The following is a 22269-nucleotide window of genomic DNA, read 5'->3' on the forward strand; positions in this document are numbered from 1 at the left end:
CCGCCCGCGCGGGCCGCCCCCGCACAGACCCCTGGAGAGACACCCATGCTGAAACCCCGCCCCACCGCCACCCGCGAGATCGTGAACCTCGACGGAATCTGGCGGTTCGCCGTGGAGGGACCCGAGACGGCGGCTCCGTGGAGCGGCCCGCTCCCCGGCGCCCTTGAGGCGGCCGTCCCCGCCAGCTACAACGACCTGTTCACCGACCCGTCGATCCGCGACCACGTCGGCTGGGCCTGGTACCAGCGCGACGTGTGGGTCCCCCGCGGCTGGGCGGGGGAGCGCGTCTTCGTCCGCTTCGACGCGGCCACGCACGCCGGCCGGGTGTACGTCGGCGACCGGCTCGTCGCCGAGCACACCGGCGGCTACACGCCGTTCGAGGCCGACATCACCGACCTCGTCGCGCCCGGAGCACCGTTCCGGCTGACCGTCGGAGTGGACAACCGGCTGACCAACGTCACGCTGCCCCCCGGGACGATCACTGTGACCCGGGACGGCCGCCGCAGCCAGACCTACCTCCACGACTTCTACAACTACGCCGGCCTCGCGCGCTCCGTGTGGCTGTACAGCGCACCGGCGCTGCGCGTCGAGGACGTCACCGTCGTCACGACCATCGACGGCACCACCGGCGTCGTGGACTACACGGTGACGGCCAGCGGCGACGCCGAAGTCGCCGTCCGCGTGCTCGACGCCACCGGCGGCGAGGTGGCCAGGGGCGAGGGCGCGGCCGGTTCCCTGCGCATCGAGAACGCGGTGCTCTGGCGGCCCGGGGCGGCCTACCTGTACGACCTCGTCGCCGAGATCCGCGACGGCGACACCGTCACCGACAGCTACCCGCAGCCGTTCGGGATCCGGACCGTCGAGGTGCGCGGAGCCGAGTTCCTGATCAACGGCGAGCCGTTCTACTTCACCGGCTTCGGCAAGCACGAGGACACGCCGGTGCGCGGCAAGGGGCACGACGACGCCTACCTCGTGCACGACTTCCAGTTGCTCGACTGGGTCGGTGCCAACTCCTTCCGCACCTCGCACTACCCCTACGCCGAGGAGGTACTGGAGTTCGCGGACCGGCACGGAATCGTCGTCATCGACGAGACCGCGGCGGTCGGGCTCAACCTCGCCGTCGCGGGCGGCCTCACCGGGCAGGCTCCCACACCGACGTTCTCCCCCGAGACCTTCAACGACGAGACACAGACGGCGCACGCGCGGCACCTGCGCGAGCTGATCGCCCGCGACAAGAACCACCCCAGCGTCGTGATGTGGTGCGTCGCCAACGAGCCGTCCTCGACCGAGGAGGGCGCACGCGAGTACTTCGAGCCGCTCATCGCGCTCACCCGCGAGCTCGACCCCACCCGCCCCGTGACGATCGCGAGCGTCATCTTCGCCACCTGCGAGAACGACCGGATCGCCGACCTGCTCGACGTGATCTGCCTCAACCGCTACTACGGCTGGTACCTCGACACCGGCGACCTCCCGGCCGCCGAGGCCCGGCTCGAAGCCGACCTGCGCGGCTGGGCCGCGAAGTTCGGCAAGCCGATCATCATGTCCGAGTACGGCGCCGACACGCTGCCGGGCCTGCACTCGGTCTGGGACTCGCCATGGACCGAGGAGTTCCAGCGGTCCTTCCTCGACATGTACCACCGCGTCTTCGACCGCGTCCCGGAAGTCGTCGGCGAGCAGGTCTGGAATTTCGCCGACTTCCAGACGTCCAACGGCATCCACCGGGTGGACGGCAACCGCAAGGGCGTCTTCACCCGCGACCGGCGCCCCAAGGCGGCCGCCCGCGCGCTGCGCGAGCGCTGGCGGCGCATCGGCCACCACAAGCCCACCGGCGGCGAACCGCGCTGAGCACCGCCGGAACCGTTGCCGGCGTCACCGGCCGCCCGACCCCCACCGAACCCGCCGACCCCACCGCCGGGCGGCCCGGCCCCGGCCCGCCGCCCGCACCCGCCGCCGCGCTCTGCGCGGCGCCCCAGCACCCACGCGTCCGGCACCACCCGCCACGCGCCCCCGCACGGGGAGCGCCCGGCGGGGCTCCCCACGAACGGTGACGCGCGGCCGTGCACCGACCTCGCGACTTATGCAGGAGGTCCTTCCATGACGCAGGACGCCGAGCCCACCGACACCACCACCTCGCCCGCCGCCCCGACACCCGTTCCGGACGCCGCCGCGCCCCCGCTGGAGAAGGCGAGCGCGGGCTACATCGTCTCGATGATGGCCGCGAACTTCGGCGTCGCCATGGCCTACGTCGTGCCGATCTCGTACTCGCTCGCGGTGCGCATCGACGAACTCGCGCCGGGGCGCGAGGAGGTACTGGGGTACGTCACCGGCACCGCCCAGTTCATCTTCATCGCGCTGAGTCCCCTGATCGGAGTCTGGAGCGACCGGACCCGCACCCGCCTCGGCCGCCGCCGGCCCTTCCTGATCGCCGGGGGCCTCCTCGGCCTCGCCGCGCTGGGCGGGATCGCCGTCGCCCCGAACCTGCTGCTCGTCGGAGCGGGCTGGGTCCTCGCGATGCTCGGATGGGCCGCCGCGTCGCAGGCCATCCTCACCATGCAGGCGGACCGGATCCCGGAGGAGCAGCGCGGCCGGATCTCGGGCCTGACCGGCTTCACCGGCCAGGCCGCGCCGATCATCGGCGTCCTGATCGTCTCGGGCGTCTCGGAGAGCACCACGCTCGTCTTCCTGCTCCCCGGCGTCCTCGGAGTGCTGCTCCTCGCCGTCTTCCTGGTGGTCGGCAAGGAGCCGGACTCGCGGAACCTGGCCGTCGGCACGCGCGTCTCGGTCCGGGCCATCCTCGCCAGCTACGCGTTCAGTCCGCGCCGGCACCCCGACTTCGCCTGGAACTGGCTCGGTCGGCTCATCTTCTTCACCGGCCTGTACTTCAACACGACGTTCAGCACGTTCTTCTACGCTCAGCGCCTCGACCTGCCGGTCCGCGAGGTGGCGGCGACGGTGGCGAGCATCGGCATCCTCGGCCTGGTCGCCGCCACGCTCGGGGCGATCGTCGGTGGGTTCCTCTCCGACCGGCTGCGCCGCCGCCGGCTGTTCGTCCTCATCGGAGCGCTGCTCTTCGTGGCGGGCGCGGTGATCGAGGCGTTCGCCTACGACTTCGTGACCCTGGTCGTCGGCTCTCTGCTGATGCAGCTCGCGATCGCCGCGTTCGGCGCGGTCGACCAGGCCATCGTCATCGCCGTGCTGCCCGACCGCGCGGAGGCGGGACGCTACATGGCGGTCGTCCAGTTCTCCCAGAAGATCCCGAGCGCCCTGGCGCCGCTCGTCGCGCCGTTCATCATCGGGATCGGCTCCAGCGGCGGCGAGCAGAACTACACGATCCTTTACCTGACGGGTGCGGTGCTCGCCCTCATCGGCGGGCTGCTGGTCTTCACCCGGGTCAGGTCGGTCCGCTGACCCCGGGCGGGGCCGGACCAGAAGACGGCGCGAAGGAGTCACAGTGGAGTGTGCACCCTACGACCTGAGCATCGACAGCGGCGGCGACCGGTTCCCGGTCTGCGGACCGCGACTGCTGCTGTCCTGGAAACCGCCGCGCGGCTGGAGCGACCAGGCGGGATACGAGCTCCAGGCGCGGATCGACGGCGCCGGCCGGCCACCGGTGACCGCTTCGTCGGCGCGGCACCTGTTCGTGGACTGGCCGTGGCGGCCGCTGCGCAGCGGGGAGGCGGTGGACTGGCGGGTCCGGGTGCACGGCGCGGACGGAACGTCCGGCTGGTCGCCGTGGCACGCCTTCGAGGCGGGGCTGCTGGCCGAGGACTGGTCGGCGGCGTGGATCTCGCCGTGGGAGGAGGAGGTCCCGGAGCCGGGAAGCCGTCCCGCCTACCTGCTCGCCGGGCGCTTCGAGGTCGGCACGGAGGTGGCGGCGGCGCGGCTGTACTCCACGGCACTGGGCGGGTACGAGGCGTTCGTGAACGGTGAGCGGGCCGGGACGGCGGAGCTCGCGCCCGGTTCCACCTCGTACTCCGACACCCTGTACGCGCAGGCCGCCGATGTCACGGCGGCGCTGCGGCCGGGCGGCAACCGGGTGGAGATCCTGCTCTCGGACGGATGGTACCGGGGCCGCTCGGGCGCCTGGCGGAAGCCGGCGAAGTGGGGGACGACGACCGCCGCCCGGCTCGAACTGCACATCCGCTACACCGACGGGAGCACGGCCGTGGTGCGCACCGGGCCCGGCTGGACCTCCCGCGTCGGCTCGATCACCCGGGCGGACCTGATGGACGGCCAGACCACCGACCTCACCGCCGCAGGCGCGGCCGAACATCCGGTCCGCCTCGACGCCGTCACGGCACCGCCGATCACCTGGTCGCCGGCGCCGCCGGTCCGGCGGGTCGAGCAGCGCGCGCCCATCTCGGTGACCCGGCTGGCGAACGGCGCGCACATCGTCGACTTCGGGCAGAACGCCTCCGGGTGGATCGCACTGCGCGACCTGGGCCCGGCCGGCACCCGTACCGTGATCGACCACGGCGAGCATCTCGACTCCGGGGGCGACCTGACGACCGCGCACCTGGACAGCTGGAGCGGACCGGACGGGCCGTCGGTCCGGTTCGTCCAGCGCGACGAGGTGATCTCCTCCGGGGAGCCCGGGCAGGTCTTCGAGCCGCGGCACACCGTGCACGGGTTCCGGTACGCCCGGCTCACCCGCGGCGACGTGCCGCTCGACCCGTCCGGCATCGTCATGCGGGTGGTGCACACCGACCTGCGCCGGACCGGGACCTTCACGTGCTCCGACCCCGACCTCGACCGGCTGCATGACGCGGCGGTCTGGAGCTTCCGCGGCAACGCGGTCGACGTCCCCACCGACTGCCCGACCCGCGAACGGCTCGGCTGGACCGGCGACTACCAGGTCTTCGCCCCCACCGCCGCCCGGCTGTACGACGTGGCCGGCTTCAGCCGGAAGTGGCTGCGGTCGGTGCGCGACGACCAGCTCGCCGACGGCCGGATCGCCAACGTCTCACCCGACCACAACCGGCTGAAGGCGCACGACGACCCGATGTCGAACGGCATCACCGGCTCCGCCGGCTGGGGCGACGCCATCGTGCTGGTGCCGTGGGAGATGTACCGGACGTACGGCGACCGCGCGGTCCTCGCCGAGAACTGGGACGCCATGACCCGGTGGGTGGAGTTCGCGCTCACGACGGCCCGCACCGCCCGCCACCCCTCGCGGATCGAGCGCTCGGCGGAGCCGCTGCCGCACGAGGAGTACATCTGGGACGGGTCCTTCCACTGGGGCGAGTGGCTGGAGCCCAAGAAGCGCGCGGCCGACGGGACGCTCATCGACCCGGTGCAGAATGACCCGATGGCCTGGTACACGGCCGACAAGGGCGAGGTCGGCACCGCCTACCTGTTCCGTTCGGCGCACACCCTCGCCGCGATCGCCCGCGTCCTCGGCCGGGCCGCCGACGCCGAGCGCTACGCCGCGCTCGCCGAGCGGGTGCGGGCCGCGTGGCGGCGCGAGTTCCTCGACGCCGACGGCCGCGTCAGCGCCGGCACCCAGGCCGGTTACGTGCGCGCCCTCGCGTTCGGCCTGGTGCCCGATCGGCTCCGGGCCCGTGCGGCCGGCCACCTGGTCGCGCTCATCGAGGAGGCCGGCGGGCACCTGGGGACCGGGTTCCTCTCCACCGCGGACCTGCTGCCCGTGCTCGCCGACACCGGGCACGCCGACGTCGCCTACGCGCTGCTGTTCCAGCGGACGTCGCCGTCCTGGCTCGGCATGCTCGACCGGGGCGCGACGACGATCTGGGAGGACTGGGACGGCGTCGACGCCGACGGCACCGCCACCGCCTCCCTCAACCATTACAGCAAGGGGGCGGTCGTCCGCTTCCTGCACACGCACACCCTCGGGCTCCGGCAGTCGCCGGGGTCGGTGGCCTGGGAGTCGTTCGTCGTCGCCCCCGTCCTGACCCCGTCGATCACCTGGGCGCGGGGCACGTTCGACGGCCCCCAGGGCACCATCGCGGTCGACTGGCGCGTGGCGGACGGCGAACTGGCGATCTCCGTCGACGTGCCGGCGTGCTCGACGGCGGAGATCCGGTTCCCGGACGGCACGGTCCTGCGCGGCGGCGCCGGGCCGCTGTCCGGCCGCCGCCCGCTCACCGCCCCGCCTACCGGCGGCACCGGCGCGACGGCCGCGTTCTGACCCGCACCACCCCCCATCCGAATAAGGAGAAGACCATGCCCATTCCCGACGTCTCCGGCCGTTCTCTCGGCGAGCTCATCTCACTCGCCGGGCGGACCGCCGTCGTCACGGGCGGCGGACGCGGCCTCGGCAAGGCCATCGCGCTGCGCCTCGCGGAGGCGGGCGCGAACGTGCTGATCGGCGACGTCGACGAGGCGCTGGCCGTCGCCGCGGCGAAGGATCTCGGCGCGCGCCACCCCGTCCAGGCCCTCGGGACGTTCATGGACGTGACGGACACCGCGACCGTGACGGCGGCGGCCGGCCTGGCGGCGGAAAGCCTGGGCGGCGTCGACGTGTGGGTGAACAACGCGGGCATCTTCCCGGCGGCGCCCCTCCTCGAAGTGACCGACGAACTGTGGGACCGCGTGCTCGCCGTCAACGCCCGCGGCGCCCTCGCCGGGTCCCGCGAGGCCGCCCGCCGGATGACGGACGCCGGCCACGGCGGCGTGATCGTGAACGTCGCCTCCACCGCCGGATTCCGGGCGAGCGGGCCGGGACTCGCCGCCTATGTCGCCTCCAAGCACGCCGTCCGTGGCCTGACCCGGCAGCTGGCCCTGGAACTCGCCCCGCGGGGCATCCGCGTACTGGGCGTCGCCCCGACCTACGTCCCTACGGAGGGCAACCGGCTGGCGGCGGCCGCCGCTGGGGACACCACGGCGGAGGCGGGCGACACGATGCCGGTCATGACGAACAGCCGCATCGGCCGGATGGGGGTTCCCGACGACATCGCCCGGGTGGTGCTGTTCTGCGCCAGCGACCTGTCGGCGTTCATGACGGGGAGCACCCTGCTCGCCGACGCCGGCGAAACGCTCTGACCGGCCGTCCGAGGGGCGGCGGAGAGGCGGCGGAGGTCAGCGCGCGGGGGCGGCCGTCGACGCCCGCAGGACGAACTCGGTGCCGACCCGTGGGCGCTCCGGCTCCGCCGCCCCATCGACGGCGGCGATCAGCCGGCGCACCGCCTCCTCGCCGGCGAGGTCGAGAGGCGTGCGGATCGTCGTCATCGGCGGCGAGGTGAAGTCGGACCCGAAGATGTCATCGAACCCGACGATGCTCAGGCCCGCGGGGACGTCCAGGCCGGCGCTCCGGCAGGCGTCGAGCAGGCCGATGGCCATCAGGTCGTTGTAGGCGATCACGGCGGTGACGCCGGACGCCCGGACGCGGCGGACGGCCGCGCGCCCACCGTCGAGGGTCGGGGCGCCGGGGCCGATCTCCACGATCGTCATCCCGCGCTTCGGCGCCTCGTCGAGCAGCGTGTCCCACCGGAGCCGGTTCATCCACGACCCGCGCGGCCCCGACAGGAACGCGAGCGAACGGTGCCCGAGCGCCGCCAGATGGTCGAGGGCGTCGAGGATGCCGGGCGTGACGTCCGGAACGACCCCGGGCACCCCCGCCACCCGCCGGTTGACGGTGACGAGCGGCTTCTGCCCGGCCAGCGTCTCGATGTGCCCGTCCTCCAGCCGCGAGGAGACGAGAACGAGCCCGTCGACGGATGCCAGCAGCCGCTCCGCCGTCCGCGCCTCCAGCTCCCCGGACTCCTGCGACTCGGCGAGGACCAGCGTGTACCCCTCCGCCGCCGTGACCCGCTCCGCGCCCCGCACGAGCGTGAAGTACACCGGGTTGGTGATGTCGGAGAGGATCAGCCCCATCGTCCCGGTCCGCCCGGTCGGCAGCGCCCGCGCCATGGGGTTGAGCCGGTAATTCAGCTCGGCCGCGGCCTCCCGGATCCGCCGCTCGGTCCGGGCGTTGATCCGCCCCGGCTTATTGAGCGCGCGCGACACCGTCGACGGGCTGACGCCGAGATGCCGGGCGATGTCGTAGATGGTGGCGTGTGGCTTCCGGTTGCCGTTCGAGCGTCGCGCCGGGCCGTCCTGCTCCTCGGGGGACACAGTCCTCCTCGTCGGGTCGGGTGCCCTCCCATGGTGGCACAGGGAGGCGCTGGGGGAGCCGTCGGCCGAGCGGGTGTGATCCGGTTGGCAATCGGTTGACGGCCCGGGCTCGAAGGTCACCGGCGGCCCGGCCATCGGGCCGCCGTGCCGATGGCGGACCGGGGCGGAACCGCGGACCGGTTGCGGCCACGCGGGTCCGCGCCGCCGCTCACCCGGCTAGCCGAGCCAGAACCGTGCCCGGGTCAGCCACTCCTCCAGCAGCGCCGAATCGCCGGTGCGTTCGACGCGGCCCTCCGGCAGGGGGCGGTCGTAGACCAGGAAGAGCAGGTCGGTCAGCGTGCCACGGGCCGTGGCCGCCGCCGGGGGTGGTGTGGTGGTGCGGTGCCGGGTGGCGGCCGGGCCGGTGAGGTCGATGAACCAGTGGGCGTCGGTGTTGGTGGCCCGCAGGGTCAGAGTGCGGCCGGGGCCGAGCAGGGACGGGGTGCCGTCGCCCGGGCCGACGGCCTCGGGGTAGGTGCCGTACTCCGTCCACTCGTCGAGCGCGTCGAGGGCGACCTCCCCGGCGACGGTGAAGGGGAGGCCGAGGGCCAGTGCGGCGTCGGCCCGGTGCATGAGCGTCTCGTGGGTCATGCGGCGCGCCCAGAACATCGGCGTCCGGTTCTCGGTGGGGGTCCACACCGGGGTGTCCGGGGGAGTGGCGCGCAGCGCCTCGGTGAGCCGGGCGGCGCCTTCGGTGAGCCAGGCGTCGAGGGTGGCGCGGTCGGTGCCGGCGTATCCGGCGACGTCGTTGACCAGGTCATCGGGGACCGGTTCGGTGCTCCGCGTCCGTACGGCCGTCTCCGCCCATCGGTGCGCGCCGCCGACGTGGCCGAGGAGTTCGGCGAGGTTCCAGCCCGGGCAGGACGGCACCCGCGTCGCGAGGTCGGCCTCCGCCACGTGTTCGCGGAGCAGGCCGGTCTGCGCGGCGATCTCGGCGCGGTACCGGTCGTAGCTGAGCGTCATGGCGCCACGGTACTTGCGGCGCGGGCGCCGCGCGAGCCGTTTCCCGGTCCGGGAGGCCCGGACCGGGCGCGGCTCCGGCGAGCCGGGGGCGTTGGTCCGGGCTCAGCGGCCGGGGGTCCGCCCCCTGCCCTCCCGTCCCGCCGCCAGCCGGGCCCGGCGGATGCGGGCGCGTTCCGGGGCGGTCGACGCCCGGTCGCGAGAGGCCGCCGCGGTGGTGACCGCGCCCGGCAGGCCCGCCGCGGGGGTGCGCGCGACCTCCGGGGTCTCCCAGGGCAGCAGGTAGGGGCGGTCGCCGGGCCGGGTCCGCCGATTGCGGGGCAGCCGCTCCAGGACATGGACGACGTCCTCGTCGTCGGGCGCCGGCCGGAGCCGCCAGTTCTGCCCGACGCCGCCCAGATCACCGGGGGAGGCCGCCAGCCCGGCGACGTCCCCGGCGGCCTCGGCCACCCGGCGCCACTCTCCCTGGCGGGCCAGCGCCAGCACCAGGACCTTCCGCGCCTGCCGGCCCGCCTCGGCGCCCAGCCGGTCGAGTTCCGTCAGCGCCGGATCCCGGTCGTGCCGGGACGCGGCCTGGTAGTGGAGACGCTCCTGCCTCGCGACGTTGTACAGGACCGTGCGGGCCTGCCGTTCCGCCCGCTGCGGATCCCGGCTCCAGGTCCGCGTGGCGAGGGTGGACTCCAGCACGTTGAGCTGGCGTGCCAGCGCCTCCCGCCACACGCCGAGGAGGTGGCTCCGGCCCGCGGAGAGGGTCGCGGGGACGTTCAGCTCGACGACGTCGGGGTCGACGGGGGCGCCGTGGTCTCCCTGGCGGACCAAGGCCACGGCCAGCGCCTGCGTCGCCTTCGGCTGCGCCGTGTGCGTCAATCGGCGGAGTTCTTCGAACGATCGCCGCTCCCGGCTCTTCAATTCGATGTCGTCGACGCGTTCGCTGGCGGCGACACTGTGCAGGACCGTGCGGGCCTCCCGCTCCGCCTGCCTCCACTCTCGCGCGGCGAGGAAGCACTCCATCGCCCGGAGCCGGTCGCCCATGGCCCGGCGCCACGCGCCGCCGAGGTAGCCGTCCCCCGCCAGGAACACCGCCTCCTCGGCACGAGCGAGATCCACGTACGCCCAGCCGGCCTGGGCGTGGCGGCCCTCTGCGGCGTCGATGCCCGCGAGGGCGCGGTCGGCGTCCCGGCGCACCCGCCAGGGCCGGGAGAAATCCGGGCTGGACCCGAGGACCGTGGGCCGCGAGGTCGCCCGCTCCCCGACGTCGGCCAGGATGGCGCGCGCCTCGGCGGTGCGGCCGCCGAGTCCGGCGAGGGCGGCGGCGCCGCGGACGCGCTGTTCGAGGACGTCGAGGTCGTCGGCGCGTGCGGCGTCCGGCGGGCCGGCAACGGCGGCCAGCACCGCGTCGCGCTCCAGCAGCGCCGCGGCCGCGCGGCCGGTGTCACCCGCCGCGCGGTGCAGTTCGGCGAGCCGGAGGTAGGCGGTCAGCCTGGCCGCGAAGGGGCCGCTCACCGGACCCGACTCGGGGCCTCGCAGGGTGATCTCGGTGAGCGTGTCCACGGCCGCGGTGGTCTTGCCGAGCAGGTCGAACGCCATGGCGATCCGCGCCAGTTCCCCGTGGGCGCGCGCCGGAAGGGGGTCCTCCGCCGAGATCTCCCGGCGGGTCCGCTGGACGAAGTCCAGGTCGGCGGCGACCTGATCGGGGTCGGGCGAGCGCCCCTGCGATCTCACCCGGTGGACGATCTCGTCGACCCAGTAGATCGATCCGACGAGGCCGGGGAGTGCCGGGTCGATCGGTTCCTGATCCGTCATGCGCCCGCGCTCCCGTCCGCTCGGATATCGTGCCCGGCGCCGGGCACGGCCCGGTGCGGCGCACCCATGATGGCGCCACCGCCCCCGCCCGGCAACCGCCCGGCCCGCCGGAGGGCACGTGAGCGGGCGGTGCGCTCAGCCGTCGGAGGACGGGGCGGTCAGCGTCCGGCGGGCGCGCACCTTGGCCACCGCCAGTTCGGCGTCGATCCGCCCGTAGCCGTACCGGTCGCTGTGCCCGTTCTCGTCGTACTCTCCGGGGCCGTCGTCGATCCGCTCGCACGAAGTGCGCAGCACCTCCCGCACCTCGGTCCACGACAGCTCCGGAGCGACGGACAGCACCAGGGCCGCCACGCCCGCGACCCCCGGCGCCGCGCTCGACGTGCCGCCGAACGAGTTGGTGTAGTCGCCGCCCGAATCGCCGAGCGCCCCGCCGCCGCCGGGGTTGTAGCCGTCGTTGCCCGACCGGTCCGTCGTCCAGATGCCGGGTGTCCGGGACGGCACGCCGTCGCTGCTGGGGAACGCGCACCAGATGGCGGCGCCGTGGTCGCTGTAGGCGCTCTGCCGGCCCGAGTCGTTGCAGGCCGCCACGGCGATGACCTTCTCGTAGCTCGCGTACCCGTCGTTGTCCACGCTCTCGGCACCGTTGCCGGCCGCCCACACGATGACGCAGCCCCGCCCGCCGCGCCCGGCCGTGACGGCGTGGTCGATGGCCAGCCGGGTGCTGTCCGGCATGGGCACCCGCCGGTCGTGCGCGGGATCCTGCGGATTCCACCACGGCCCGTCCGGTGGTCCCCAGCTCACCGAGATGACGTCGGCGCCGTTGTCGGCCGCCCAGGCGAACGCGTCGGCCTCGTCCTGGGAACCCAGCCCGGAGACCAGCCGGATCGGCATGAGCCGCGCGGCCGGGGCCACGCCCGAGGCACCCCAGTTGCCGTCCGCGCAGGCGACCCCCGCACACGCGGTGCCGTGGTTGTCGCCGTCCCCCGGGCGGGGGTCGCCACCGCGCAGCCCGCTGAGCGAGCGCGGCGCGACGATCTTGCCGGCCGAGGCGAACTCCTCGTGCCCGACGTCCACGCCGTCGTCGATGACACAGATCGTGGTGCCCTCACCTCGGCTGACCCCCCAGGCCGCCACCACTCCGGCGTGCGCGTCGATGTGCTCGCCCTCGACGACGGCCGCGGCCAGGTGCCACTGCTGGGGGAACGCGCGTTTGCGGCTGACCTCGCGGAGGAGCTCCGGGTGGCACAGGTCGATCTCCTCGTGCTCCAGCAATTCCTCGGCGATGGCGAAGACGTCCCGGCCGGTTCCGGGCGGCGCCGCGACGAAGAAGGCGTCCGGCGCGTACTCCACCTCGCGCTTCACCACCAGCCCGGCCGCCCGCAGCAGCCGCTCGCGCGCGCCGGGCGTGGTGCCGGTGGCGAACCGCACGAACACGTTCTCGGTGTACAGCACCGGGGCGCCGTGCTCGTCGCGCAGCCCGCGACCGGCGAACTGGATCTCGGGATCGGCGTCCAGCGTCGAGGACAGCTCCGGGGCGGCGCCCGGCGGCGCGCCGTACACGCCCACTCCGGCGAGCGGGAAGCCGAACAGCGGCGTGAGCTGGTCGCGGGCCGCGCGGCTGCGGGCCGATAGTGGTGAGACGTCGTGCCGCGCGCCGCGCCGCCACGTCCGGACGACGACCAGGTCGTCCTGGTCCTGCAGCTCGTGGCGGACCCCCTGGGCGCCCCCGTACCGGAACGAGATCATGACGCCTCCCCCTCATGCGTCGCGGCTGCGTGCCTCCTCTCCAGGCATGCCCCGTCCCGCACACGGCCTACCCTCGCCGACGTGCGACAATGGCCGGTGTGCGACACCCGGAATCGGCCGTGGCGCCGCTGGAGGTGACGGTCCCGGCCGGTCCGGCCGGCCCCGGCCCGGCCCGGTACCGGCTCGCCGCCGACCTCGTCGCCGTGCACCGCCCCGACCGCCCGGTCCCCGCCGTCCGGCCGGTCCGCGAGGCGGCGCGGCCACCGTCCGGCGACGCGGTGCTCGGGCCCGTCTACCGGCGCGTTCCCGGCGGCGATCTCGTGGTCCCCACCGGGCGGGTGCTGGTCCGCTACTCCGAGGGCGACCGGGCCGAACGGCACCGCGGCGAACTGGAACGGACCGGGTACCGGATGGACCGGATCCTGGGCTATGCCCCGCACGCCGCCTGGGTGCGGGCGGCCGACGGCGGTATCGCCGCCGCCCTGCGGCGAACGGCCGCGATCGCCGCCCTCCCGGGGGTACGGCACGTCGAGCCGGAACTGCTCGGCGAGCGGCAGGCCCGCGGATGAGCCGGCGCGACGGCGCGGCCCGGTCGGCGGGCGATCCCAACTGGGTTCCTGTGGTGTGCGACGCCGATGCCCGCCCGGCCTGGGGCGCGTCGCGCGCCTGGCCGCGCGCCAACGGGATCGGCCGGCGTCCGTTCGGCGACGGCGAACCGCGGCTCGTCCGGTACTGATCGCGCCCGATCACCGGTTCCCGGTACGTCGTCCATGTCGCGCGCTCCGCGCCGCGCCGCCTCGGCCCGCGGCCGCCCGCCGGAAGCGGCCGGTAACGGCGGGGACGGCGATCCGTCCGCATGAATTCCGCCATTTCCGCCGCCTGCGGGGTTTCGGTAAGGCAAGCCTTGCCTTAGGCTGGCCTTCTCGTGTTCGCGAGCGGAACCAAAGGAGAGCGCATGTCCACGGGCAGAGCCACCGACGCGCGGAGCGCCACCGCGGCACCCGGCTACCGCGTGTACCCGGTCGAGGTGGCCGGCCGTCAACGGCTCGGACCGAACTTCGTGCGGATCACGTTCGGCGGCGACTCCCTGCGCGAGTTCGGTTTCGGCGGGGACGACCAGCGCATCAAGCTCATGCTGCCCGCCCCCGGCCGGACGGTCGCCGACGTCCCCGACGGCGACGGCTGGTACGCCGCCTGGCAGGCCATGCCCGAGGACACCCGCCCCGTGCTGCGCACCTACACCGTGCGCGCCTTCCGCCCCGAGGCCGGGGAGCTCGACGTCGACTTCGTTCTGCACGGCCTGGAGAACGGCCACGCCGGCCCGGCCTCGCGGTGGGCCGCCACCGCCGACCGGAGCGGGCCGGTCGCCCTGGTGGGCCCCGCCCGGCCGGGCACCGGCCGCATGTGGGGCGTGGAGTGGGCGCCGCCCGCCACCGCCCGGCGGCTGCTGCTGGCCGGTGACGAGACCGCCGTCCCGGCCATGGCGTCCATCGTCGAGGCCCTTCCGCCGGACGCGCGCGGAATCGTCTGCGTCGAGGTCCCCGCGGACGGCGACCGGCAGTCCTGGCGGCTCCCGGAGGGCGTCGAGGTGCGGTGGTCGGTCCGGGGTGACGCGGCCAGACCGCACGGCGAGCTGCTGGAGTCGGCCGTGCGCGCCGCGCTGACGGAGCTGTGCGGGCCGGGCGAGCGAGCCGGCACCGAGCACGTGGACGACGTCGACATCGACGGTGAGGGCGCGATCCTGTGGGAGGTACCCGACGCGCCCACGGACCAGGTGGACGCCGCCGCGGGAGAGCTCTATGGCTGGCTGGCGGGCGAGGCCGGCGTGATCAAGCGGCTGCGCCGTCTCATGGTGAACGACCACGGCGTGCCCAGGCACGCCGTCGCCTTCATGGGGTACTGGCGGAACGGTCGCTCGCAGCTCTGAGCGCTTCCACGGAAACCCGCCGACGTGGCGGGCGGATGGCGCACGATGGCGGGCATGAGCACTGACACCGCCGGTAAGGTCACGTACGCGCGGAGCCGCGGCGGCCGGGAGCCACGTCCCTCCCGGCCGCCGCGACGCTGTCACCTGCCGACGGCCGTTTCCTCCGCCGGTCGCCGGGGGGCCGTCCGCCCGGCGAACCGGGCGATCGGGTTCTCCAGCGTCCCCGCGAACTGGAGTGCGCTGGAGGGGTCCTGCAGGTCGACCATCTCGGTGTTCTTGCGGAGCTGCAACCTGTTCAGGCATGACAGCCGGAATCGCTCGGTGAAGATGTCGTACCTCGCGAACTCCTCCGCCAGGTGCGGTACGGACTCCTGGTAGTCGGTGACGCACTCGGCGACGGTGCGCCAGAACTCCGCCTCCGTCAGCAGGCCCTCCTCCGCCATGATCGCGTTGAGGAACCGCAGGAAGCAGTCGAAGACGTCGGTGAGGATCGACAGCAGCTTCTCGTCGTCGGGCACCTCGGCGCGGATCCGGTCCACTTCCGGCGGGAGCGGGGTGTCCGGGTCGAGCAGCCCGACCTCCTCGCCGATGTCCTTCATTATGGCCCGCCGGGGCACCCCGTCCCTCAGGACCAGGATGATGTTCTCGCCGTGCGGCATGAACACCAGCCGGTGGGCGTAGAAGCAGTGCAGCACCGGCGTCAGGTAGGCGTCCAGGTAGCGGCGCAGCCACGTCGGCGCCGGGAGCCCCGACTCGGCGATGAGCGCGCCGGCCACCGAGGCGCCCGCGCGGTCGACGTGCAGCAGCGACGCCATGGTGGCGAGCCGCTCTCCGGGCTCCAGGGCCGGCACCGGGCTCTCCCGCCACAGCGCGGCGAGCATCTTCGTGTACGGCGAGCCGGGCGGGGACCCCGCCGCGTAGCGCTCGTTGTGGTACCCGATCGCCGCCCGCTCGCGCAGCACGGTGAACCCGGTCCGGCGCAGCACCTCGTCGCCGGACACCAGGTGGGCCACCCAGTCGTTGATGGCCGGGGTCGCCTTCATGTACTTGGCCGAGAGCCCGCGCACGAAGCCCATGTTGAGCACGGAGAGCGCGGTCTTCACGTAGTGCCGCGACGGCTCGGAGATGTTGAAGAACGTCCGGATCGACTGCTGCGGCTGGTAGTCGTCCGGGCCGGGCCCCAGGTACACGAGGTCGCCCCGGGCGACGTCTCCGGCGAAGGTGACCGACAGCCGGTTCTCCCACTGCCACGGGTGGACGGGGATGAGGTGGTAGCCGGCGAGGTCGCCGCCCCGCTCGGCCAGCCGGGCCGCGAACGCCCGCAGCGTGTCCGCGTCCAGTTCGCCGGCGATCAGCCGGTCGTAGTCGATGTCGGGCGAACACGTGAACGTGGACCGCTCCCGGCGCGCCGCCACCCACACCAGACGGACCCGGGAGCCGGTCTCGGGGGCGTAGCCCAGGTACTCCGTGGAGTCGAAGCCGAGCCGCCCGTTGTTGGCGACGAAGCATGGGTGGCCCTCGGTCATCCCCGCCTCGATCGCCTGGAAGCCGGCGCGCGCCAGCTCGGCGGCGCTCACCGGCGGCCGGGACAGCTTGTAGGCGCTGCCGGCCAGCGTGCTGGTGAGTTCCTCCAGGTAGACGGGAAGCACGCCGTCGCCCAGGGCGAGGCTGTCGCGCAGGTCCAGCACCAGGTCCAGGGCGTCCAGCGGCAGCTCGGCGCCGGCACGGTGCCGCGTGATGCTGTCGGCGTCCACCTGCCAGTGGTCGAGCGCGCGTACCCGGGCGGTGAACCGGTACTCCACCGTCCCGCCGTCGCCGCGCACGACGTAGCCGCCGTCGGCGGTGGGCTCGGGCGTGACCAGCCGCTCGTGCGCGTACTCCGCGAGGGCCTTGCGCACCAGCAGCCGGTTGGCGCGGTCCCAGTTGGCGGCGGTCAGGTGGGCGACGGCGTCGCCCGAAGCGCGTTGGGGAAGGGTCATCCGTTGGCTCCTTCGACGGCGGCCGCCGCGCGGGCGGCCAGGTACTGCTCGCGGGTGCAGGTGCTGAGGTAGGCGTCCTTGCCGGACAGCGCCACGGTGCCGATCACCCGGAAGCCGACCGCGGCGTTGAGGACGTGGACGGGGTGGTTGCGCACGTCCGGCTCCACCACGACGCGGCGGGCGGCCGGGTCGGCGAACAGCAGTTCCATGACGGTCGTGATCACCGCCCGGCTGAAGCCGTGCAGCGGCCGGTCGGTGGGGGCGACCAGAAAGTGCATGCCGACGTCGCCCGGCCGCGCGGCGTACCTGCCGCGCAGCTCGCTGTGGGCGGGGTCGTACCGCTCGGCCAGGAACGCCGGGCGGCCGTCGTGCAGGCCGAGGAACGCGTCGGCGTGCGCGGACTCGGTGGTCTGCCGGAACTGCCGCCGCACGTCGGCGACCGTGGCGTCCCCCATCTGCCAGAACACCGACTTGGGGTGGGTGAGCCAGCCGTGCAGCAGGACGGCGTCGGCCGCCGGGTCGACGTGCCGCAGCGCGAACCCCCCGAGCCGTTCGTCGGTGCGGGTGAACACGGTTCCGCCCGCTCCCGGGACCGCCGCGCTCACGCGGTGGCCGCCTTCGCCGGCCGGTTCTCGTCGGCGGGCGCACCGAACTCCTGGAACGCGATCGACCGCTCGATCGGGTAGTACTCGCGGCCCAGCATGGCGCGGATGATGCAGGAGTTGCGGTAGGCGGCCATGCCCAGGTCGGGGGCCACGAAGCCGTGCGTGTGCAGTTCGGCGTTCTGCACGAAGACGCCGCCGCCCGCGGTGTCGATCGTGTAGTCGCGCCGCACCGCGAACCGGCCCGCGGAGTCCCACCGGATCCGGTCCGCGATGGGGGAGAGGAACGACGGCGGCTCGTACCGGTACCCGGTGGCCAGCACCAGTCCCTCGGTGGCCAGGCCGAAGTCCCGCTCCTGCTCGACCTGGCGCAGGGCCAGGGCGTACTCCCCGCGCGCCTCGTCGTACCGGGCGCCGGTCACGGCCGTGTTGGTCATGAGCCGGGTGGGGCACGGCCCGCGCCGGTTCTTCACGTACAGCAGGTCGAAGATCTCGTCGATCAGCGAGGAGTTGATGCCCTTGTACAGGTTCTTCTGGGAGGCCACGAGGCGGTCCCGGGTCCGGGACGGCAGCGCGTGGAAGTAGTCGGCGTACTCCGGCGAGGTCATCTCCAGCGTGAGCTTGGTGTACTCCAGCGGGAAGAACCGCGGCGAGCGGGTGATCCAGTTGAGCGCGTAACCGCCCCGGTCGATGTCCTGCAGCAGGTCGTGGTAGATCTCGGCGGCGCTCTGCCCGCTGCCCACCACGGTGATGCTCGACTTGGCCTGCAGCGCCTCCTTGCTGTCGAGGTAGCGGGAGCTGTGCACGGCGTCGCCGGCCAGGCCGCGGCACGGCTCGGGCAGGTAGGGCGGGGTCCCCGTGCCCAGGACCAGCCGCGGGGCGCGGTGCGTCCGGCGCTCGCCGGTGGCGCGCTCGACGGAGTGGACGACGTACATCCCGTCGTGGTCGTCGTACTCGACCGCGGCGACGTGGTGCCCGAACCGGACGGCGTCACCGAGCCGGCCCGCGGCCCACCGGCAGTAGTCGTTGTACTCGCTGCGCAGCGGATAGAACCGCTCGCGGATGTAGAACGAGTAGAGGTGCCCCGCCTCCTTCACGTAGTTGAGGAAGGAGAACGGGGAGGTGGGGTCGGCCAGGGTGACGAGGTCGGCCATGAACGGCGTCTGCAGCTCGGCGGTCTCCAGGAGCATGCCCGGATGCCAGTCGAACTCCGGCTTCTCCTCCAGGAACAGGCCGTTGAGGTCGGGGATAGGGGCGGTCAGGCAGGCCAGGCCGAGGTTGAAGGGACCCAGGCCGATGGCGATGAAGTCGTGGGCGTCGGGTGTGCTGGGCAACTGGTTCTCCCGCTGGTGGGCGTCGGTCAGCTCGCGTGCGAGCCGCTGAGCTCGCGGCCCGCGAGTTCGGACAGGTACCGCCGACCGTGGTCGGCGATGAGGTCGAGCACGGCCGCGATGTCGCCGGGGGTGGTCCGCGGGTTGAGCAGCGTGAACTTGAGGTGGTGCCGGCCGTCGACCTTGGTGCCGGCGACCACGGCGTCGCCGGAGGCGAGCAGCGCCGCGCGCGCGTGCAGGTTGACGGCGTCGGCCAGGGCCGGGTCGTCGGCGCCGCCGGGCGGCAGATAGCGGAACACCAGGGTGCTGAGCTGCGGCCGGACCACGACCTCGAAGCGCGGGTCCTCGTCCAGCAGCGCCCACCCGGCGGCGGCGAGGTCGAGCACGTCGTCGAAGAGTTCGCCGACGCCGTCGGCCCCCATGATGCGCAGCGTGAGCCAGAGCTTGAGGGCGTCGAAGCGCCGGGTGGTCTGCAGGCTCTTGTCGACCTGGTTCGGGACCAGCTCGCGCACGGCCCGTTCGGGGTTGAGGTAGTCGGCGTGGTAGGTGGCGTGCCGCAGGGCGGCGCGGTCGCGCACGAGGACCGCGCTGGAGCTGACCGGCTGGAAGAACGACTTGTGGTAGTCGACGGTGACCGAGTCGGCCCGCTCGATCCCGTCCAGCAGGTGGCGGCGGCGGGAGACGAGCAGCCCGCAGCCGTAGGCGGCGTCGACGTGCAGCCACGCGCCGGCCTCGGCGCACAGGTCGGCGATCCGCGGGATCGGGTCGATGCTGCCGAAGTCGGTGGTCCCCGCGGTCGCGACGACCGCCATGGGGATGAGCCCCGCACGGCGGCACCGGTCGAGCTCGGCCGCCAGGGCGGCGGGCCGCATCCGGCGGTCCGCGTCGCACGGCACGGAGACCACGGCCTCGTACCCCAGGCCCAGTAACGCCGCGGACTTGGCGATGCTGAAGTGGCTCACCTCGGAGGTCAGGACCCGCAGCCGCGGCAGCACGTCGGCGGCCGTCCACGCGGCGTTGCGCGGATCGGCGAGCGCGCGCTCGCGGGCCTCCTCGCGCGCCATGAGCAGCGCCTGCAGGTTGGACTGCGTCCCGCCGCTGGTGAAGACGCCGTCGGCCGCCGCGCCCAGCCCGAGGCGCCCGGCGGTCCAGTCGATGAGCCGGCGTTCGATGAGGGTGCCGCCGGCGCTCTGGTCCCAGGTGTCCAGGGAGGAGTTGATCGAGGAGATGACGGTCTCGCCGATCAGGGCCGGGATGACCACGGGGCAGTTGAGGTGGCCGAGGTAGCGGGGGTGGTGGAAGTAGACGGCGTCGCGGAGGTAGACGCGTTCCAGCTCGTCGAGGGCCTCGGCCGGGTCGCCCAGCGGTTTGTCCAGGTCGATGGCGGCGAACTCGGGTTCGAGTTCGGCCGCCGTTATCCCGGTGAAGGGCCGGTCGACCCGGGCGAGTCTGCTCGCCACCCGTTCGACGGCCTCGGTCACCGACCGCCGGTACCGATCCACGTTGCCGTCGTCGAACAGGTGGGCCGTGCGGTCCGGCTCGACGGGCGCGGGCGCGATGCCGTCCGGCGGGTCGTCGGTGGGCCGCGCGAGGGAACTCATCGATTGTCCTCCTGGATGCGGGCATGACCGATACCCGGCGGGCGGCCGGGTACGGGTGGGTGGACGCGGACACGCAGGTCAGGCCGGCTTTTATTAAAGGAAGCCTTACCTACATAAAGTTAGGCTAACCTATGCAATCCGGTGGGGACAGGGTGACCCCCACGGAACGCGCCACCGGTCGGCTACCGAGCGACACGGTCCCGGCGGGACGGCCGCGCACCCGCCCGAATACAAGGAACCCCACCGCCCGACAGGGCCGTGAGGTTCCCCGGTGCCGCGAAGACGCCCGGCGCGGTGCGACCGCGCGGGTCAGTTCCTGCGCGCCATGGCCGCCACCATCTGCGTGTGCAGCGGATGCTCCAGTTCGCCGGCCGGGCCGTTGGGCCGCCACGCGGTCACCGGCGCCACGCCCGGCTCCAGGATCTCCAGCCCGTCGAGGAAGCCGCGGATCCGGTCGGCGGACCGGAAGATCGAGCCGCCCAGGTCCCGCTGGATGACCCGCTTGGCCTCGTCCACGTTCGGGTCCTCGTCGGAGTCGTGCAGGTGCGTCAGCACGAAATGGCTGCCCGGCACCACGAAGTCGTGCAGCCGGCGGACGACCGCCTCCGGGTCCTGCTCGTCGGGCACGTGGTGGATGATCGCGGCCAGAATGATCGCGACCGGCCGGGAGAGATCGATGAGCTCCCGCAACTGCGGCGACTCGAAGATCGCCTCCGGCTCGTACAGGTCGGCCTGGATCACCGTCGCCACGCCCGCCTCCGCCAGGAGGGCCCGGCCGTGCGCGAGCACGATCGGGTCGTTGTCCACGTAGACGACGTGCGCCCGCGGGTTCACCGCCGTGGCGAACTGGTGCACGTTGCTCGTCGTGGGCAGCCCCGACCCGATGTCGACGAACTGGTCGATCCCGGCCTCGCCCGCCAGGTACCGCACCGCCCGCTCGATCGCTGTGCGGTTGCCCTGCGCGACCACCGACGCCTCGGGGACCAGCGACAGCACCTTGTCGCCCACGGCCCGGTCGACCTCGAAATTGTCCTTGCCGCCGAGGAAGTAGTCGTAGACGCGGGCGAAACTCGGCGTGGAGGTGTCGATCTCCGGCGGGGTCTCCGAGTTGCCACGCATCCAGGCGGCGTTCGACATGGGAGCGGCTCCATTCTCGCGGGGGCGCTGGCGCGGTAGGGGAAGCCGGAGACCGCGGACACGGTGTCCGGTCCACCCACCCCGCAGAGTAACGGAATCGGGGCGCGCCGGTCATTGTTCGTGACGGGCACGTTACGTCGCATGCGCCGCGATACCGCCCGTCCGTGCCACCGGCCGCCCTCCCGGGTCCTCCGACCCTGGCGCGCCGCCGCACCCGCTGGTTGTATCGCAGACGAGGGCGGCGGGGCCCGGACCGGCCCACCGGGAGGTCGGCGATGCTGTACAGGGACCGAACGCAGGCGGGGCGGCGGCTGGCCGCCCGGCCGGAGCTGCGGCGGCTCACGGACGCCGTCGTGCTCGGTCTGCCGCGCGGCGGCGTGCCGGTGGCCTACGAGGTCGCCGTGCGGCTCGCCGCGCCGCTCGACGTCGTCGTGGTCCGCAAGCTCGGCGTGCCCTACCAGCCGGAGCTGGCCATGGGCGCCATCGGTGAGGGCGGCGTCCGCGTGCTGGACGAGCACACCCTGCGGCACGCCGGTCTGGACGAGACGGACGTCGCCGCGGTCGAGCGACGCGAGCGGGCCGAACTCGACCGCCGCGTCCGCCGCCTGCGCGCCCTGCGCCCCCGGGTGCCGCTCTCGGGACGCACCGCCGTCCTGGTCGACGACGGGGTGGCGACCGGCGCGACGGCGCGGGCCGCCTGCCGCATCGCCCGCGCACAGGGAGCGGCCAGGGTGATCGTGGCCGTCCCCGTCGGCGCGCCCGAGGCCGTCGACCGGCTCCGTGAGGTCGCCGACGAGGTCGTCTGCCCCGAACAGCCGGAGTTCTTCATGGCCATCGGCGAGTGGTACGCCGACTTCTCCGCCACGACCGAGACGGAGGTCCAGCGGCTGCTGGAGCGCGCGGCGCGCGACCGGGTCACGGCTCCCGCGCAGCGCCGCCCGGACGAGCCGGAGGCGGCGCCGCGAGCCGGCCGCGAGCCGCCCCCCACCACGCGACGGGGATGACCACTGTGCGGCCGGCCCGGCGGGTCCGGGCGCGGGGCCGCCGGGATCGGGGAAGGCGATCGTGGAG

16 protein-coding genes are annotated in these 22269 nt (G+C 73.8%); 7 read left to right on the forward strand and 9 right to left on the reverse strand.

Translation table 11 applies throughout. The annotated features are described in order from the left end of the window. The first annotated feature begins 45 nt into the window (after positions 1-45). The 4 genes from uidA to ACFQRF_RS13105 all read left to right on the forward strand — a co-directional run bounded on the left by uidA (position 46) and on the right by ACFQRF_RS13105 (position 7002). Positions 46-1845, forward strand: a complete 1800-nt coding sequence (gene uidA / locus ACFQRF_RS13090; protein ID WP_379871327.1) for a beta-glucuronidase — start codon at positions 46-48, stop codon at positions 1843-1845. A gap of 249 nt (positions 1846-2094) precedes the next feature. Continuing rightward, positions 2095-3408: an MFS transporter gene (locus ACFQRF_RS13095; protein ID WP_379871328.1), complete on the forward strand. Its 1314-nt coding sequence runs from the start codon at positions 2095-2097 to the stop codon at positions 3406-3408. Between the two features lie 43 nt (positions 3409-3451). Then, the gene (locus ACFQRF_RS13100; RefSeq protein ID WP_379871329.1) at positions 3452-6148 is read left to right on the forward strand and encodes a family 78 glycoside hydrolase catalytic domain; all 2697 of its coding nucleotides are present in this window, start codon (positions 3452-3454) and stop codon (positions 6146-6148) included. Positions 6149-6183: 35 nt separating this feature from the next. Beyond that, positions 6184-7002 (forward strand): SDR family NAD(P)-dependent oxidoreductase, encoded by an 819-nt coding sequence (locus ACFQRF_RS13105; protein ID WP_379871330.1) that lies wholly within the window; start codon positions 6184-6186, stop codon positions 7000-7002. A gap of 36 nt (positions 7003-7038) precedes the next feature. Here ACFQRF_RS13105 and ACFQRF_RS13110 read toward each other — a convergent pair whose 3' ends face one another. From ACFQRF_RS13110 to ACFQRF_RS13125, 4 genes are all read right to left on the reverse strand, one after another. Next, the gene (locus ACFQRF_RS13110; RefSeq protein ID WP_379871331.1) at positions 7039-8073 is read right to left on the reverse strand and encodes a LacI family DNA-binding transcriptional regulator; all 1035 of its coding nucleotides are present in this window, start codon (positions 8071-8073) and stop codon (positions 7039-7041) included. Between the two features lie 216 nt (positions 8074-8289). Further along, a complete protein-coding gene (locus ACFQRF_RS13115) occupies positions 8290-9075 on the reverse strand; it encodes a maleylpyruvate isomerase family mycothiol-dependent enzyme (protein ID WP_379871332.1) in 786 nt (261 codons plus the stop codon). 102 nt (positions 9076-9177) lie between these two features. Then, a complete protein-coding gene (locus ACFQRF_RS13120; protein WP_379871333.1) occupies positions 9178-10875 on the reverse strand; it encodes a hypothetical protein in 1698 nt (565 codons plus the stop codon). Positions 10876-11010: 135 nt separating this feature from the next. After that, the gene (locus ACFQRF_RS13125; protein WP_379871334.1) at positions 11011-12621 is read right to left on the reverse strand and encodes a S8 family peptidase; all 1611 of its coding nucleotides are present in this window, start codon (positions 12619-12621) and stop codon (positions 11011-11013) included. Between the two features lie 98 nt (positions 12622-12719). On the opposite strand from ACFQRF_RS13125, the gene ACFQRF_RS13130 reads away from it, so the two are divergent. Beyond that, positions 12720-13190, forward strand: coding sequence for a hypothetical protein (locus ACFQRF_RS13130; protein ID WP_379871335.1), 471 nt, complete (start codon positions 12720-12722; stop codon positions 13188-13190). Positions 13191-13576: 386 nt separating this feature from the next. Further along, a complete protein-coding gene (locus ACFQRF_RS13135) occupies positions 13577-14548 on the forward strand; it encodes a siderophore-interacting protein (RefSeq protein ID WP_379871336.1) in 972 nt (323 codons plus the stop codon). A 140-nt stretch (positions 14549-14688) separates the two neighbouring features. Here the strand turns inward: ACFQRF_RS13135 and ACFQRF_RS13140 are convergent, their stop codons facing one another. The 5 genes from ACFQRF_RS13140 to ACFQRF_RS13160 all read right to left on the reverse strand — a co-directional run bounded on the left by ACFQRF_RS13140 (position 14689) and on the right by ACFQRF_RS13160 (position 21198). After that, complete coding sequence (locus tag ACFQRF_RS13140) at positions 14689-16527, reverse strand: IucA/IucC family protein (RefSeq protein ID WP_379871337.1); 1839 nt, start codon at positions 16525-16527, stop codon at positions 14689-14691. Further along, positions 16524-17132, reverse strand: a complete 609-nt coding sequence (locus tag ACFQRF_RS13145) for a GNAT family N-acetyltransferase (protein WP_379871338.1) — start codon at positions 17130-17132, stop codon at positions 16524-16526. The genes ACFQRF_RS13140 and ACFQRF_RS13145 overlap by 4 nt, the downstream gene beginning before the upstream one ends. Beyond that, positions 17129-18463, reverse strand: coding sequence for a lysine N(6)-hydroxylase/L-ornithine N(5)-oxygenase family protein (locus tag ACFQRF_RS13150; protein WP_379871339.1), 1335 nt, complete (start codon positions 18461-18463; stop codon positions 17129-17131). The genes ACFQRF_RS13145 and ACFQRF_RS13150 overlap by 4 nt, the downstream gene beginning before the upstream one ends. Positions 18464-18489: 26 nt before the next feature. Beyond that, positions 18490-20061 (reverse strand): pyridoxal phosphate-dependent decarboxylase family protein, encoded by a 1572-nt coding sequence (locus tag ACFQRF_RS13155; protein WP_379871340.1) that lies wholly within the window; start codon positions 20059-20061, stop codon positions 18490-18492. 309 nt (positions 20062-20370) lie between these two features. Further along, a complete protein-coding gene (locus ACFQRF_RS13160) occupies positions 20371-21198 on the reverse strand; it encodes an SAM-dependent methyltransferase (protein WP_379871341.1) in 828 nt (275 codons plus the stop codon). Positions 21199-21473: 275 nt separating this feature from the next. Here ACFQRF_RS13160 and ACFQRF_RS13165 point away from each other — a divergent pair, with 275 nt between their 5' ends. Further along, positions 21474-22202, forward strand: a complete 729-nt coding sequence (locus tag ACFQRF_RS13165; RefSeq protein ID WP_379871342.1) for a phosphoribosyltransferase — start codon at positions 21474-21476, stop codon at positions 22200-22202. Positions 22203-22269: the final 67 nt, after the last annotated feature.

Source organism: Marinactinospora rubrisoli (assembly GCF_042664915.1).
Classification (GTDB): Bacteria; Actinomycetota; Actinomycetes; order Streptosporangiales; family Streptosporangiaceae; genus Marinitenerispora; species Marinitenerispora rubrisoli.

What these genes read in the sequence shown, in the direction of transcription:
- uidA (WP_379871327.1), top strand. Translation starts at nt 46, where the DNA reads ATGCTGAAACCCCGCCCCACCGCCACCCGCGAGATCGTGAACCTCGAC.
- ACFQRF_RS13095 (WP_379871328.1), top strand. Translation starts at nt 2,095, where the DNA reads ATGACGCAGGACGCCGAGCCCACCGACACCACCACCTCGCCCGCCGCC.
- ACFQRF_RS13105 (WP_379871330.1), top strand. Translation starts at nt 6,184, where the DNA reads ATGCCCATTCCCGACGTCTCCGGCCGTTCTCTCGGCGAGCTCATCTCA.
- ACFQRF_RS13115 (WP_379871332.1), bottom strand. Translation starts at nt 9,075, where the DNA reads ATGACGCTCAGCTACGACCGGTACCGCGCCGAGATCGCCGCGCAGACC.
- ACFQRF_RS13120 (WP_379871333.1), bottom strand. Translation starts at nt 10,875, where the DNA reads ATGACGGATCAGGAACCGATCGACCCGGCACTCCCCGGCCTCGTCGGA.
- ACFQRF_RS13125 (WP_379871334.1), bottom strand. Translation starts at nt 12,621, where the DNA reads ATGATCTCGTTCCGGTACGGGGGCGCCCAGGGGGTCCGCCACGAGCTG.
- ACFQRF_RS13135 (WP_379871336.1), top strand. Translation starts at nt 13,577, where the DNA reads ATGTCCACGGGCAGAGCCACCGACGCGCGGAGCGCCACCGCGGCACCC.
- ACFQRF_RS13140 (WP_379871337.1), bottom strand. Translation starts at nt 16,527, where the DNA reads ATGACCCTTCCCCAACGCGCTTCGGGCGACGCCGTCGCCCACCTGACC.
- ACFQRF_RS13155 (WP_379871340.1), bottom strand. Translation starts at nt 20,061, where the DNA reads ATGAGTTCCCTCGCGCGGCCCACCGACGACCCGCCGGACGGCATCGCG.
- ACFQRF_RS13160 (WP_379871341.1), bottom strand. Translation starts at nt 21,198, where the DNA reads ATGTCGAACGCCGCCTGGATGCGTGGCAACTCGGAGACCCCGCCGGAG.
- ACFQRF_RS13165 (WP_379871342.1), top strand. Translation starts at nt 21,474, where the DNA reads ATGCTGTACAGGGACCGAACGCAGGCGGGGCGGCGGCTGGCCGCCCGG.